Source organism: Aquabacterium sp. (genome assembly GCF_016195855.1).
Lineage (GTDB): Bacteria > Pseudomonadota > Gammaproteobacteria > Burkholderiales > Burkholderiaceae_C > Aquabacterium.
Window position 1 is genome coordinate 127,527 of sequence record NZ_JACPYU010000002.1, and the last position, 14,057, is coordinate 141,583.

General features: G+C 65.5%; 12 protein-coding genes. All 12 read right to left on the reverse strand.

The genetic code is table 11. The features are described from left to right. Window positions 1-2: 2 nt before the first annotated feature. The 12 genes from HY019_RS00735 to tssA all read right to left on the reverse strand — a co-directional run bounded on the left by HY019_RS00735 (window position 3) and on the right by tssA (window position 14,049). On the reverse strand, window positions 3-1,157 hold the full coding sequence (locus HY019_RS00735; protein ID WP_290687554.1) for a hypothetical protein: 1,155 nt from the start codon (window positions 1,155-1,157) through the stop codon (window positions 3-5). Between the two features lie 28 nt (window positions 1,158-1,185). Beyond that, window positions 1,186-2,487: a hypothetical protein gene (locus HY019_RS00740; RefSeq protein WP_290687555.1), complete on the reverse strand. Its 1,302-nt coding sequence runs from the start codon at window positions 2,485-2,487 to the stop codon at window positions 1,186-1,188. 23 nt (window positions 2,488-2,510) lie between these two features. After that, on the reverse strand, window positions 2,511-5,240 hold the full coding sequence (gene tssH, locus HY019_RS00745; RefSeq protein WP_290687556.1) for a type VI secretion system ATPase TssH: 2,730 nt from the start codon (window positions 5,238-5,240) through the stop codon (window positions 2,511-2,513). A gap of 16 nt (window positions 5,241-5,256) precedes the next feature. Continuing rightward, window positions 5,257-6,432, reverse strand: a complete 1,176-nt coding sequence (tssG, locus tag HY019_RS00750) for a type VI secretion system baseplate subunit TssG (protein ID WP_290687558.1) — start codon at window positions 6,430-6,432, stop codon at window positions 5,257-5,259. 12 nt (window positions 6,433-6,444) lie between these two features. Then, window positions 6,445-8,334: a type VI secretion system baseplate subunit TssF gene (gene tssF / locus HY019_RS00755; RefSeq protein WP_290687560.1), complete on the reverse strand. Its 1,890-nt coding sequence runs from the start codon at window positions 8,332-8,334 to the stop codon at window positions 6,445-6,447. Continuing rightward, entirely contained in the window at window positions 8,334-8,861 is a 528-nt protein-coding gene (tssE, locus tag HY019_RS00760; protein WP_290687562.1) for a type VI secretion system baseplate subunit TssE, read from the reverse strand. Before tssE ends, tssF begins: the two co-directional genes overlap by 1 nt. Window positions 8,862-8,891: 30 nt before the next feature. Beyond that, the gene (locus HY019_RS00765; protein WP_290687564.1) at window positions 8,892-9,743 is read right to left on the reverse strand and encodes a type VI secretion system accessory protein TagJ; all 852 of its coding nucleotides are present in this window, start codon (window positions 9,741-9,743) and stop codon (window positions 8,892-8,894) included. Between the two features lie 20 nt (window positions 9,744-9,763). Further along, window positions 9,764-10,252 carry a type VI secretion system tube protein Hcp gene (locus HY019_RS00770; protein ID WP_290687566.1) on the reverse strand — a complete coding sequence of 163 codons (489 nt, stop codon included), beginning with the start codon at window positions 10,250-10,252 and terminating at the stop codon, window positions 9,764-9,766. Window positions 10,253-10,294: 42 nt separating this feature from the next. After that, window positions 10,295-10,780, reverse strand: a complete 486-nt coding sequence (locus tag HY019_RS00775) for a type VI secretion system tube protein Hcp (RefSeq protein WP_290687568.1) — start codon at window positions 10,778-10,780, stop codon at window positions 10,295-10,297. Between the two features lie 170 nt (window positions 10,781-10,950). Continuing rightward, on the reverse strand, window positions 10,951-12,444 hold the full coding sequence (gene tssC / locus HY019_RS00780; RefSeq protein ID WP_290687569.1) for a type VI secretion system contractile sheath large subunit: 1,494 nt from the start codon (window positions 12,442-12,444) through the stop codon (window positions 10,951-10,953). Between the two features lie 26 nt (window positions 12,445-12,470). Next, entirely contained in the window at window positions 12,471-12,977 is a 507-nt protein-coding gene (gene tssB / locus HY019_RS00785) for a type VI secretion system contractile sheath small subunit (protein ID WP_035037307.1), read from the reverse strand. 40 nt (window positions 12,978-13,017) lie between these two features. Further along, window positions 13,018-14,049, reverse strand: a complete 1,032-nt coding sequence (tssA, locus tag HY019_RS00790; protein WP_290687571.1) for a type VI secretion system protein TssA — start codon at window positions 14,047-14,049, stop codon at window positions 13,018-13,020. Window positions 14,050-14,057 lie beyond the last annotated feature (8 nt).

Below are 14,057 nucleotides of genomic sequence, written 5' to 3' on the forward strand. Positions count from 1 at the left end.
TTTCAGGCAAGCCGGCCGCCGCGGTGGCGGACGTTTTGCTGCAGTTGGGCGTAATTGGCCTGCAGCTGCTGGATTTCGTCGTCCAGCGCCCGGGCGGCGTCGGTCAGGGCCGTGGCGGCCACGTGGTTGAGCTCGTAGATGGTCTTGCACTTGCTCGCATCGGCAAAGTCGATCATCACGATATTGGGCATGAAGGCCTTGAGCACATTGCCGAAGGCATGGGCGGTCGGGTCCACGTGGTTGGCGATGCGCGCGTCGATGGCGTCCGACAGGCCCTTCTTCCACATGCGCTTGAGCGCGGCCACGTTCGAGCCTGACCACATCAGGTCATTGCGGTCCTTGATGCTCTCCAGGATGCCGGTGCTGGTCCAGTACATCATGCCCATGACGTCGGGGTTGCTGCCCCCACCCTGCTTCATCAGCTTGGCCTGCTTGCGCTCGTTCTGGCCGACCTTGCCAAAAGGCTTGGCCACCGAGGTGCCGCCCTTGCCGAAGTACTGCAGGCCGTCATAGGCCGGGAAGTAGGTCTTGCCGCCATCCTTGGCGTACAGGTTGCGGATGCCCAGGATGCCGCTGTTGACGGGGAACTGCTTGCGCACGGCCATGATGCCGTCGGAGGTGAACAGCACGATGACCTTGCCACGCAGGTCGCGCAGGGTCTTGGTATTGAGGTTGCCGGTGCCCTTGTAGATGAAGGCGCCCAGGTCGTTGACGCAGGTCTCGGCGATCAGTGCCCAGTTGCTGCACTTGTCGAACTTGAGGATCAGGAACTCGTCGGGGTGGGCCTGCACGAAGCCGCGGGCTTCGGCCAGCATGCGCGTGAGCCCCAGGCCAAAGGCGCCGCCACGCAGCTTGGTGCGGGTGATGTCTTCCTGGCGGCCCACGTCCATCACGAAGCGGGACTTGGTTTCGTCCTTCTTGAGGATGCCATCGGCGTGGAAGGACCGCAGCATGGCGTCCTTGCCGCCGATGCCCGTGATGGTTTGGGCGGCGATGCGCAGGTCGAACACACGCACGCCGGCTTCGGCCTGGCCGCGGATGTCGAGGTCCTGCGTCTGCACGTTGGATGCACCGCTGGTGATGCCGGCGTCGTGGCTGCCGGCCATCACGATCTCATTGAGCCGCTTGTCGGCGCCCAGTTGGTAGTAGCTGATCATGCTGGGATAGGACTGAATCCGGACGAACTCATGCGTTCAGCGGGAAGGCATCGGGCCAGGCGATCGCGGCGACGTCCTTGGCGTAACGCCCGCCACCCAGCTCGATGAGGTAGGCGGGGTAGTCCACCAGCAGGCCCTTGGCCATCAGCGAGGCCTTGGTCGCGGGGCGGTTGACCAGGGCGCGCGACAGCTGCGGGTCGACCTCGCTGAGCGAGCGCTGGCCGTGGCCCGTGCTCTCGAAGATGGCCTGGTAAGCCGGGCCATAAGCGGCGCGGAAACAGGCGCGGTGGTGCTCGTTGATCCAGTAGCTTTCCTTGCCACCACGCGTGTAGGTGTCCATCTTGGAATGCTTGGCGAAATCCCGACGGCGCAGGCCCAGGCCCATGGCACGGTTGCCGATGCCCTTGGTCTGGTAGCTGCTGTGCTCTGACAGGGACAGCACCAGGCGGCCATAGGCCTCGCACATCTCGGCGGGCGTGTTCAGGTGGCCATAAGGCGTGGTGCTGATGCGGCTGCCCCAGTCGCGCAGCAGCGCGCAAGCCAGGTTGCGGGTGATGTAGGCCGAGTCCACCGGGTTGCTGGGGATGACCTGCGCGCTGTGCACGCCGGGCATGGGCAGCAAGATGGCCGTGGTGTTCTGTGGGTCCAGCGCCAGGCGGCTCCAGTCCTGCGGTTTGAAGCTCTCGCGCATTTCGTGCATGGCCAGGATGCCCACATAGCGGCGCACATTGGGCTGCAGCACCTGCGTGTCGATCATCTTCAAGCCCGCGTCCATGCCGGCCACCGGGTCCACACCGAAGATGTTGCACTCGATCGAGTCGCCGAACACCTCGTACATCTTGTGGGCAATGCGGATGCAGGTCACCGCGCCGCGGCTCCAGCCCACCAGGTTGACCCGGTCAATGCCCAGGCCTTTTTCGAACTGCAGGTCCTGGATGATGTTGACGGTACGCAGCACGTTCTCGTCCCAGCCGGCCCCGGCGAGCTTGCCTTTGAGATCGGGGGCGACCTTGGTCTTGCCGCCGGTATTGCCCTTGGCATGGTCGGCGAACGAGGGCGAGGTGAAGGGGTTGAGGCGCTGGCCCCAGGTGCGATCGGTCTTGGCGTCGCCCGTCATGGGGTTGACCTGCTGGGCCAGGGCGATGCCGCCCGAGCCACCATGGCCCGGGCCTTCGTTGATCATGTAGCTGCCGGGCGTGACCAGCGAGCCTTGCAGCTGGGCCATCCCACCCTCGGTGTGGTCGTGGAACCAGGCCACCAACTCACCCTTCTCACGCCCCTTGACGCTGTTGAAGCCCGTGCCGTGGCAATAGACAGTGAATGTCGCCATGAAAACTACTCCTGCTGCGCGACTCAGTCAAAGTGGTAGACGAACTGGCCGTCCTTGGCGTCCACGCTGACGCTGTCAATGGGATGCCCTTCCAGCATGCGGTTGAGGAAGGCGCGCGACACATCGGGCAGCATGGTGTTGGTCAGGATCGCGTCGATCATGCGGCCACCGGATTCGGTCTCGGTGCAGCGCGACAAGATGAGCTTGATGACGTCTTCCGTGTAGGTGAAGGGCACCTTGTAGCGCTGCTCGACGCGCTTCTTGATGCGGCCGATCTGGAGCTTGGCGATCAGGCCCAGCACCTCGTCGGTCAGCGGGTAGTAGGGAATGGTCACGATGCGGCCCAGCAGCGCCGGCGGGAAGACCTTGAGCAGCGGTGCGCGCAGGGCCTTGGCCATGCCTTCGTGATCGGGGCGCAGTTCGGGGTCCGAACACAGCGCGTCAATGGTCTCGGTGCCCACGTTGGTGGTCAGCAGGATCAGGGTGTTCTTGAAGTCGATGACGCGGCCTTCGCCGTCTTCCATCCAGCCCTTGTCGAAGACCTGGAAGAAGATCTCGTGCACGTCGTGGTGAGCTTTTTCGACCTCATCGAGCAGCACCACGCTGTAGGGCTTGCGGCGCACGGCCTCGGTCAGCACCCCGCCCTCGCCATAACCGACGTAGCCCGGAGGCGCGCCCTTGAGCGTGGACACGGTGTGCGCCTCCTGGTACTCGCTCATGTTGATGGTGATGAGGTTCTGTTCGCCACCATACATGGCTTCGGCCAGGGCCAGTGCGGTCTCGGTCTTGCCAACGCCGGAGGTGCCGGCCAGCATGAACACGCCGATGGGCTTGTTGGGGTTGTCCAGGCCGGCACGCGAGGTCTGGATGCGCTTGGAGATCATCTCCATGGCGTGGTCCTGGCCGATCACGCGCTGTGCCAGGGCCTTGGGCAGGTTGAGGATGGTCTCGATCTCGTTGGCGGCCATGCGGCCCACGGGGATGCCCGTCCAGTCGCCCACGACGCTGGCCACGGCCTGGTAGTCCACGGTGGGCAGGATCAGGGGGTTCTCGCCTTGCAAGGCGGTGAGCTCGGCCTGCACGGCCTTGAGCTCGGCCATGGCGTCGGCGCGTTCGGCTTCGGTCAAGGTGGGGTGCAGCTCGGCCGCGGCGGCCTGTTCACCCGTCTGTTCGACCTTCTTTTCCAGTGCGCTGCTGGTGCCCTCTACCGGCTCGACCACGCCGCGCAGCTTGGCACGCAGGCCCAGCAGGCGGTTCACCAGGGCCTTCTCGGCTTCCCAGCGTTTGTCCAGCTCGTCCAGGCGGGCGTGTTCCTCGGTCAGCATCTGCTGGACATTGGCCTCGCGGGCCACGGTGTCCACACCGATGGCGCTTTCGCGGCCGATGATGGCCAGCTCGGTCTCCAGGGCTTCGATGCGCTTGCGGCTGTCGTCCACTTCAGCGGGCGTGGCGTGCAGGCTCACGGCCACGCGGGCACAGGCCGTGTCCAGCAGGCTGACGGATTTGTCGGGCAGCTGGCGCGCTGGGATGTAGCGGTGCGAGAGCTTGACGGCGCCTTCCAGGGCCTCGTCCAGGATCTGCACCTTGTGGTGCTTTTCCATGGTGGAGGCCACGCCGCGCATCATCAAGAGGGCCTTGGGCTCGTCGGGCTCGTCGACCGTGATGCTCTGAAAGCGCCGGGTCAGTGCCGGGTCTTTCTCGATGTGCTTCTTGTACTCGGCAAAGGTGGTGGCGCCGATGGTGCGCAACTGGCCACGGGCCAGGGCAGGCTTGAGCAGGTTGGCCGCATCGCCCGTGCCGGCGGCACCGCCCGCACCCACCAGGGTGTGGGTTTCGTCGATGAACAGGATGATGGGCTTGGGCGAGGCCTGCACCTCGTCGATGACCGAGCGCAGGCGCTGCTCGAACTCGCCCTTCATGCTGGCGCCGGCCTGCAGCAGGCCCACGTCCAGCGTCAGCAGGGACACGTCCTTGAGCGAGGGCGGCACGTCGCCACGGGCGATGCGCTGGGCAAAACCTTCGACCACGGCCGTCTTGCCCACACCGGCTTCGCCGATCAGGATGGGGTTGTTCTGGCGGCGGCGCATCAGGATGTCGACCACCTGGCGGATCTCGTCGTCGCGGCCCACGATGGGGTCCATCTTGCCGCCACGGGCCTGCTCGGTCAGGTCGCTGGTGAAGCGCTTGAGGGCTTCCTGCTTGCCCATGGCCGCAGGCGCAATGGCATCACTGGCTTCACCGGGCACACCGCCGGATTCGGTGGCGCCTTGGGCTGCTTCGGGCGAGGTGGCCAGGAAGCTGGCGAAGTTGTCGATCAGGTCATCGAGCTTGATGCGCTCGAACTGCTTGGAGATGGTCATCAAGGCATTGCGCAAGGTGGGTGTCTTGAGCATGCCGATGACCAGGTAGCCGGTGCGCACCTGGCGGTCGTTGAACATCAGCGAGCCGTACACCCAGGCGCGCTCGACGGCGTTCTCGACGAAGGTGGACAGGTCGGTGATGGACGAGGCGCCGCGCGGCAGGCGGTCCAGCGAGGCGGTCAGGTCGGACGTCAGGGCCGAGGTGTCCAGCTCGTACTGCCGGATGATGCGATGCAGGTCGGAGTCCTGGTTGTTGAGGATCTGCGCAAACCAGTGCTGCAGCTCGACATAGGGGTTGCCGCGCAACTTGCAAAAGACCGTGGCGCCTTCGATGGCCTTGTAGGCCAGTGGGTTGAGTTTGCCAAACAGGGCGGTGCGACTGATTTCTGCCATGAGGATCTCCTTGAATTCAATGGGTGTGGGCTTCGAGCCGCAAGCGCAGGTCCGCGCGATCAGGATGTGGGCCACGGCGGCCCAACCAGGCGTTCAGGCCCAGTTGCCCGCCGCGAACAGGTGTGGCGGCTGGCTGGAGGGTGGACGGGGTGGGGGGCACGCAGCGCCGCCCGATCTGCAGGCGGGGCACTTCGTGGCCTTGCAGCACCAGCTGCATCTCGCACGACAGGCTCAGTCCCAGGTACTGGCGCAGCCAGTCGCGCAAGGCCTTGCGGGCCGGCTGGCCGGGCAAGAAGCGCTGGTACTGCTCGTAGCTCAGCGGCCCGATGCGCAGGCGGAAGTTGGACTGCCGATCCCACACGCGCTTGCCCAGCACGGCGCGCTGCCCCAGGGCCGTGTTGCGCCCCGGTGCGGTACTGGGCAGCAAGCGGCTGCGGTCTTCGTCCTGCAGGTCCAGCCAATGGCCGACCGAGGCATCCAGGGCCACGTTCACACCGAAGTAGCTTTGGAGGATCTTGACCAGGCCTTCGGCATTACGCGGCCCACGCGACAAGGCGGCTGCATGCAAGCGCTTGGCGTCATCGGGCAGCACATCGCGTTGCGCAAAGGGCTTGCCGGCCTGGCCGAACAGGGCGCTGACCCAGCGCGAGAAATCGTCGTCCCAGGGGCGGTCACGGTGCACCACGGGGCGGGACTGCGCCCAGGCCTTGAAGAACAGCAGCACGGCACGATGGTGGAAGACATCGGCAAAGTGCATCATGGTCGGGTCACCATGGCCGCGGGCGCGCTCGCGCACGTACTCGGTCAGGTGCAGGGGCATCGGGCCCATGGGGCCGAACAGGCCAAAGCCCAGTTGCCCGATGCGGGGCGGAGCGCCCTCACCCGCCGTGAACGAGTGGATGTTGGCCGGCGCGAAGGCCAGCTCGGGGTCCTGCCCCAGGCGCACGGCTTCATCACGCGGGCGCAGGGCATCTCCCAGGCGCGGCACATTGGGGTTGTGGGCCTGGACGCGGCGCAGCACCTGAAACAGGTCGTGCGCATAAGGGGCCTGGGCCAGCTCGGCCCACAGTTGCTGCAAGGCCGCCTGATCATGCGAGCTGGCCGCGGTGGGCGAGCGCGAGGGCAGCATCACCGAAGGCGGGGCCAGGTCGTCCAGGGGCTCGCTGGATGAAGGGGGCAAGGACGTGCTCATGGCCCGGGCCCCTTACAGGATGGCGGACTGCCCCATGCGGGGCGCCCATTGCATGACCAGGCCGCGTGAGGCGGTGCGCAAGCGCGTTTCGGTGAAGCTGTTGATGGCCGCGTGGCGCGCAAAGAAGTGCTCCAGCACGCTGCCCAGCAGCACGATGCTGGTACCTTGCAGGCCCATGTCATCGAGTTCCAGATCGATCTGCACGCCCGATCCAAAGGCCAGGCGCCCCGGCCCGGGCAGACGGCGCGCCACCTGCCGCGCCGTGACCGCGCGGATGCTGTCGACCTGCTTGCGCCAGCCCGCATCGCCCTCGGGCCCGTGCAGGCTCAGCAAGCTGGGCAGGGCCGCGGCGGCCTTCTGCGGGTCTTCACCGGCGATGGACAGGTAGTTGAGCGTGAGCTGGCTGATGAGGGACCAGCCCACATCGCCCCGCACCAGGCGCTGCACCACGGGCGTGGGCCCTCGCAGGCATTGCACGTCCTTGACGGGCCCGGTGGCATCCAGCCCCCAGGCTTGCGAGCCGGTGCTGGCATCACGCTGGCCGGCGCCGGGCAGGAGCATGGGCAGATCGCGGTTGCTGACCATGGCCGACACCGCCAGTTGGCGCAGCTCTTCGGGGTAAGGCGCATTGGCCGGGTCTACCAGCGAAACGAAAACCTCGCTGCCGATGTAGGACGAACGTGTGCCCTGCTCGCGCTGGCGTTGCGACAGCATGCGGGGCTCGCGGCGCACCGTGTAGTAGGCCGGGTGCTCGCTGCCTTCGATGTGAAAGGCCGCGTACAAAGGATGAAAGACCTGCTCGGCGACACGGCCTGTGCCGTAACCCGTGATGGCCTCAACGCTGTAGACCTCGAAGTCCTGCGGGCGGGTGCGGTCAGGCACCACGTGGTGCTCCACCTGCGAGGAGGTCAGCGCGATGCGGTCCAAGCGCTTGGGGAAAAGGTTGATGGCCGGCGTGCAGTACAGCGACAGGCTGCCCGCATCGACCAGCGACTCCAGCGCCGCGTCGCCCTTGGACAGGAGGATGACCACCTCGAATTCGTTGCCCTTGATGCGCTGCATGCGATGCCGCAGTTGAGACAGCTCCACGAACATCAGGCGCTGCGGCATGGCCGCGAACTCCTGCAGCATGCGGTGGCCAGAGAAGCCACGCAGGGTTTCGGGCAACAAGGCCTGATCGTCATCAAAGCCTTGCTGCTGCAGGCTGTCGGCGTGCGCCCACTGGGCACGCGCCTGCGCAGCGTCCACCGGCAACCAGGTGCCCAGGGTGGCCGTGGTCAACAGTTCGTGCAAGCGCAAGGCGGTTTCATCGGGCGCGCTGATGTAGAAGGACAGCGCATCGACCGGCAACTGGTGGGCCATCAGGCCGCCCTGCACACGCAAGCGCAGGCGCAGGCCGCCGCGCACCTGGCGTGCCACGGGCAACTGGGCCAGCGGCAGATCGGGTGCGTGGCTGAAGTACTGGACATTGACCAGCTCCAGTGGCCACATGGTGACCTCGTGCGCCGTGCGGAAAGTACAGCGTGTGCCCTGCCCGCGCGCCACCTCGCTGCTCAGCACCGCGTGGCGTGGCACCGTGAAGCCCTTGGCCAGCGCCGGGTCGGCCAGATCGGGCTGCAGGCGCGCCACCATCATCGAGGGCACGGGCGAGAGGAAGTTGGGGTAGACCGTCTCCAGCAGGTGCTGGATGAAGCGCGGGTACTCGGCATCCAGCTTGAGCTGGGTGCGCGCGGCCATGAAGGCGAAACCCTCCAGCAGGCGCTCCACATAGGGGTCGGCCACCTCCAGGCCGTCCATGGTCAGCCGGGAAGCGATCTTGGGGAACTCGCGCGCGAACTCGGCGCCGACCTCACGCAGGTGAGCCAGCTCCTGGTTGTAGAGCTTGAGCAGTCCGGGATCCATCAGCGGCGGCCTCCATCCAGTGTGCCGGGGCTGCCATCACGCACCTTGACCTGCCCGGCCTCCAGGTCCAGCTGGGTGCGCAGCAGCAACTCCAGCGGAATCGGTTGCGCCCACAGAAAGCCGCGGATCTCGAATTCGATGACGTTGTGCGAGTCGAGCATGGCGCCCCCGTCCACGGCCTTGACGCTCAGCGAGTGCTCGAGGATGCGGGGCTCAAAGCGCAGGATGGCCTCGCGCAGTGCCTGCTCCACGGTGGGCACCTCCACCTTCGAGGCCAGTTGCCCCGACAGCGGCGGCAAGCCGTAGTTCAATACGGAGTCGGCCGCATAAGGCGCATCGGCCCCCTGCTTGCCCAGCGGCTGCACCGCATTGAGCAACCAGCTCAGGTCACGCAGCACGGCCTGGCGCAACTGGTTCTTGTTGAGCACCCGCTTGTCGTCCGCATCATGGGTGACATCGGGTTGCTCGTCGGTCAGACGGTCCAGCAGCGCGGGCTGCAGGCGGTCACGCAGGTCGGTCGTGGCCATGGACTGCTGCTCGCGTGTTCAAACAACGGATCAGGCTGCCGCCTGGCCGGAGGCCTTGTCGGCGCCCTCGCCTTCGGCGCTGGCCACGTTGAGGATCAGGGTGCGCACATCCAGCAGGCCGACCTCGCTCTGGTCGGTCGTCAGCAGGCGCTGGCCCACACCGCGGTACTGGCCGGGCGACATCTCGATCCAGTCGGTGCGGCGCGACAGGCGCACCAGGTTGTCCGAGCCTTCCGGCATGGGGGCGTAACGCGTGGGCACCAGGGCCACGGTGCCGCCGCCGTTGGGGAACGCCAGCGCGGCAGGCAGCCAGACCATGTCGCGCAGGTCGCTGGGCGGCTCGAAGGTGATCGAGGCGACTGACGAGAACGGCAGCCAGCCGTACTTGCCATTGATGATGACTTCGAGCACCGGGCCCAGACGCGAGTCCGCATCGGCCACCCACTCGAAGGCTTCGCCATTGAGGGCGCCGCTCACGGTGGGCGCGGCCTCCAGGGCCTGCTCGCGCAGGTGTTTGGCCAGGGCATGGTCACCGCGGGCATCGGCCTGCACGGCCTCCACCAGGTGCGCCACCCAGGCCTGGGGCTGGCCAAAAACCATGGGCGTGGTCTGGCCGTTGAACACGGCGTCGCGCAAGGCTTCGCACTTGATGGCCTCGCGGTAGGTGTTGACCATGGCCAGCGTGCCGGCATCGAGCTCACCGCACACGCTGAGCTGGTTCATGGCACGCGTCCACTGCCCATCCACCGCCAGCAACTGGAACAGGAAGATGCGCAGCTTGGGGTGCGTCGGTTGTGCGCGCACGCCCTCCTGCAGGTACTGCAAGGCCTGCGTCAGATCGCCCAGTTTGAGTGCCTGTTCAGCTGCTTCAACCGTGTTCATGGTTTGGGTTCCTGGGGCGATCAGCCCGGGGTGATTTCGGTTTCAAAGGTGCTGGCGCCGCCGCTGCCACCAGCGGCCGTCTGCACCTGGTATTCCACACACACCTTGAAAAAGGCAATGCGCAACTCCTCGTGGATCTCGGGCAACTCGTCGCCCACAGAGGCGATCTTGTGCGACATCAGCCGCGCCTTTTCCATCTTGATCTTGAGGTAGTCCACAGCGGCCGTGCCGCCGGCCTTGCGCACGCTCAAGGTCACCGCCTTGAGCGGTTCGTTGTTACGCAACGCCGACATCAGGCCGGTGGACGAGCGGTCGACCCGCTTGCGCACCACCATCTCCTGCAAGGTGGTGCGGGCCGAGCCGCCACCGAAAGACGCAGCGGACACGTCCATGCCCCAGTTCCAGCCGATCACCTCGATCTCGTCGAGGTGACCTGCCACGGTCGAATCTCCCTTGATCGGGCCCTGTTTGGTGCCCTCGATCTTGAGGAACATGTCGGATAGGGACATGGCTTGCTCCTGCGTCTGTCGGTAGCCTGGCTCAGCGCGCTATCAACCTTGCGGCTTGTTGGCGGGGATGTCCCATGCAGCCGTGGAAGTGGCACCTGCGCCGCCTTCCTTGGTCTGGATGGTGTACTCGACCTTGAACTTGGCGAAGTTCAGCACGACGTTTTCGGTCAGGCGGTCTTCACCACCCGAACCACCGGTCTGCACCGAAGACACCAGCACGTCTGTCAGCGTGATCTTGATGTACTCGAGGGGCTTGTCGCCAGCCTTGCGCACGGTCAGCTTGGCTTCCTTGATGTGGGTGCCCTTGCAGGCGGCCACGATCAGGGCGGTCGAGCTGGAGTCCACCCACTTGGTCAGCGAGATGTCCTGCACATTGACCTTGCCGGCGCCAGCGCCCGTGCCCGAATGGGCAGAGCCGGACTGGGACAGGCCCCAGCTCCAGGCCAGCACGTCGATTTCGTCGGCGTGTTTTTCGTCTTTCGACTCGCCCTTGATATCACCAATCTTGATGAACATGTCCACTGCCATGATGCTTCTCCAGTTAAGTTGAGCGACCCGATTTGAAATGAATGAACCGGTAGGGACTGGTGCAGAGATGGGTCAGAACCCCGCACCACCGGCGTGTTGAAGCCGGGCCAGGTTGATCCCGGCCCGATGGAACGCTTGTTTCTGGCGCCCAGGTCAGTTGGCCTGACTGATCAGGCTGCCTTTTGCGAAGGCAGTTTCGAAACCAGACGCAGCGACACGGTCAGCCCTTCCAGCTGGTAATGCGGGCGCAGGAAGAACTTCGATGTGTAGTAACCAGGGTTACCTTCGACGTCTTCGACCACCACTTCAGCGGCAGCCAGAGGGCGACGGGCCTTGGTTTCCTCGGAGGAGTGAGCAGGGTCCCCGTCCACGTAATTCATGATCCAGTCCTGCAGCCAGCGCTGGACTTCGCCACGCTCCTTGAAGGAGCCGATCTTGTCGCGCACGATGCACTTGAGGTAGTGCGCAAAGCGGCAGGTGGCGAACAGGTAGGGCAGGCGGGCCGCCAGGTTGGCATTGGCCGTGGCGTCCGGGTCGTCGTACTCGGCCGGCTTTTGCAGCGACTGGGCACCGATGAACGCGGCGAAGTCCGAGTTCTTCTTGTGCACCAGGGGCATGAAGCCATTCTTGGCCAGCTCGGCCTCGCGGCGGTCGCTGATGGCGATTTCGGTCGGGCACTTCATGTCGACGCCGCCGTCATCGGTCGGGAAGGTGTGCGTGGGCAAGCCCTCGACGGCACCACCGGACTCGATGCCGCGGATGCGCGAGCACCAGCCGTACATCTTGAACGAGCGGTTGATGTTGACCGCCATGGCGTAGGCCGAGTTCACCCAGCTGTACTTGGTGTGGTCGGCGCCGGCCATGTCTTCTTCGAAGTCGAAGGCTTCCACGGGGTTGGTCTTGGCACCGTAGGGCTGGCGGCCCAGGAAACGGGGCATGGCCAGGCCGATATAGCGGGCGTCGTCCGACTCGCGCAGCGAGCGCCAGGCGGCGTACTCGGGCGTGGTGAAAATCTTGGTCAGGTCACGCGGGTTGGCCAGCTCTTGCCAGGACTCCATGCCCATCAGGCCAGGGCCAGGCGCGGCGATGAAAGGCGTGTGGGCTGCGGCGCAGACCTTGGCCATTTCACCCAGCCACTCGACATCGGGTGGCGTGTGGTCGAAGAAGTAGTCACCCACCAGGCAGCCGAAGGGCTCGCCACCGAACTGGCCGTATTCCTCTTCGTAGACCTTCTTGAACAGGGGGCTCTGGTCCCAGGCCGTGCCCTTGAACTTCTTGAGCGTCTTGCCCACGTCGTTCTTGGAGATGTTGAAGACACGGATCTTCAGCATTTCGTCGGTCTCGGTGTTGTTCACCAGGTAGCTCAGACCCCGCCAGGCCGATTCCAGCTGCTGGAACTCGGGGTTGTGCAGGATCTTGTTGACCTGCTCGGACATCTTCTGGTCGAGCGCGGCGATCATGGCTTCGATCGAACCAATGACGTCGCTGCTGATCAGCTTGGTCTGCGAGAGCGCTTGCTGGGCCAGGGTCAGAACGGCTTGTTCAACGGCCGACTTGGCGTTGTCGTTCTGGGGTTTGAATTCCTTGTTCAACAAGGAGGCGAAATCACCGCCTTCGTATTGAACGCCCTGCAGGGCTGCGCTTTGAACTTGTGCTTCGGACATGTCGTCAACTCCTAGCTAGGGCTTTGTTATTGAGCGCCGTCTTCGGGCTTCTTGGCAGAGGCCAGGGACTTGAGCAGGGCCTCGTCCTTGAGGACCTTGGCCAGCAGCTCTTCGGCACCGGTCTTGCCGTCCATGTAGGTGACCAGGTTGGCCAGTTGCTGACGGGCTTCGAGCAGCTGCTTGAGGCCGTCCACCTTGGCGGCCACCGCGGCGGGCGAGAAGTCGTCCATGCTCTCGAAGGTCAGGTCGATGGCGAGGTTGCCTTCACCGGTCAGGGTGTTGGGCACCTGGAAGGCCACGCGGGGCTTCATGGACTTCATGCGGGCGTCGAAGTTGTCGACGTCGAAGTCCAGGAACTTGCGGTCGGCCACCGGGGCCAGCGGCTCGGCCGGCTTGCCCGACAGGTCGGACAGCACGCCCATCACGAAGGGCAGTTGAACCTTCTTCTCAGCGCCGTAGAGCTCGACGTCGTACTCGATCTGCACGCGAGGCGCACGGTTACGGGCAATGAATTTTTGACTACTGGTGGCCATGCTTCGCTCCTGGGTCGTTGGGTTTCAATGGCGTTGAGAATCAGTACTGGTCGTTAGGGACGCCAGCCAGCTTGGAAATCGTGTCGACACCGTCCGGGACCAGGTCGCGGATGATGTCCATGAAGTTCTTGCTCATCAGGCGCTGGGCGCGGCGGATGAGCAGGGGGGCGGGGTTGGAGGGCTCGTTGCGCTCGATCCACTCGCAGACTTTTTCAAGTGCCTGCACCGCGTCGTCGCGGGTGCGCAGCACGCCAGCGGCCACAGCAACGTGGGCGGCGCCACCTGTCGCCGAGGTGGGATCGCCGCCCACATCTGCTGCCGCCGCATTGTCGGCACCGGCTGCCGCGCCCGAGGCCTGTGTGGCCACATCACCGATGACCTGCAACAGCAGGCGCAAGGGACGGAACTCGGGGCCGGAGATGGTGGCCTTTTCGGTGACCAGGGCGTCGATGGATGCCACGGTGGCGGCCATGCCGGCCAGCGCGGCCAGCAGGCCGGCTTGCTGGCCTTCGGCCTCCTGCAGCGCGGCGATCACACCGGCCAGCGGGGTGACGCTCTCGCCTTCGTAAGGCTGGGCCTTGCCGGCAGCCAGCTCGAAATCCCGGCCGGTGATGCTGCTGCGGCCGGCACCCAGGCCGGACTTGCGGACATCGGCCAGGAAACCGGCGCCATCAACCAGGGGGGCCAGCGCATTGAGGCGCATGGTGGGGTCGTTGTCGTCGTCCGCGTCCAGCATGGGGTGGACGTGGTCCCAGTATTGGGTGAGCAGGCCGTGCAGGAGGCGCAGGCCATCGGCCGCCGCGCCCAGGCCTTGCAGCCGGGTGGACGAGCGCAGCAGGTGAACCGCCACGCGCACGTCCTTGGTGCGGGTCATCAGCTCGCTGGAGAGGGTCTGGACCTTGCGCCAGTCGGGCTCTTCTGCGGGGATGATGGTGTCGCCGAACTGCTGCTCGGGCTTGCCACGCGCGGCTTCGTCCAGGGCCAGGAAGGCGCTGTCGTATTCCAGATCCGGGCCACAGGGTTCGCTCTCGCCAACCGGTGCCAGGAGGGTATCGACATCAATCAGGGCCATGGTGTGTT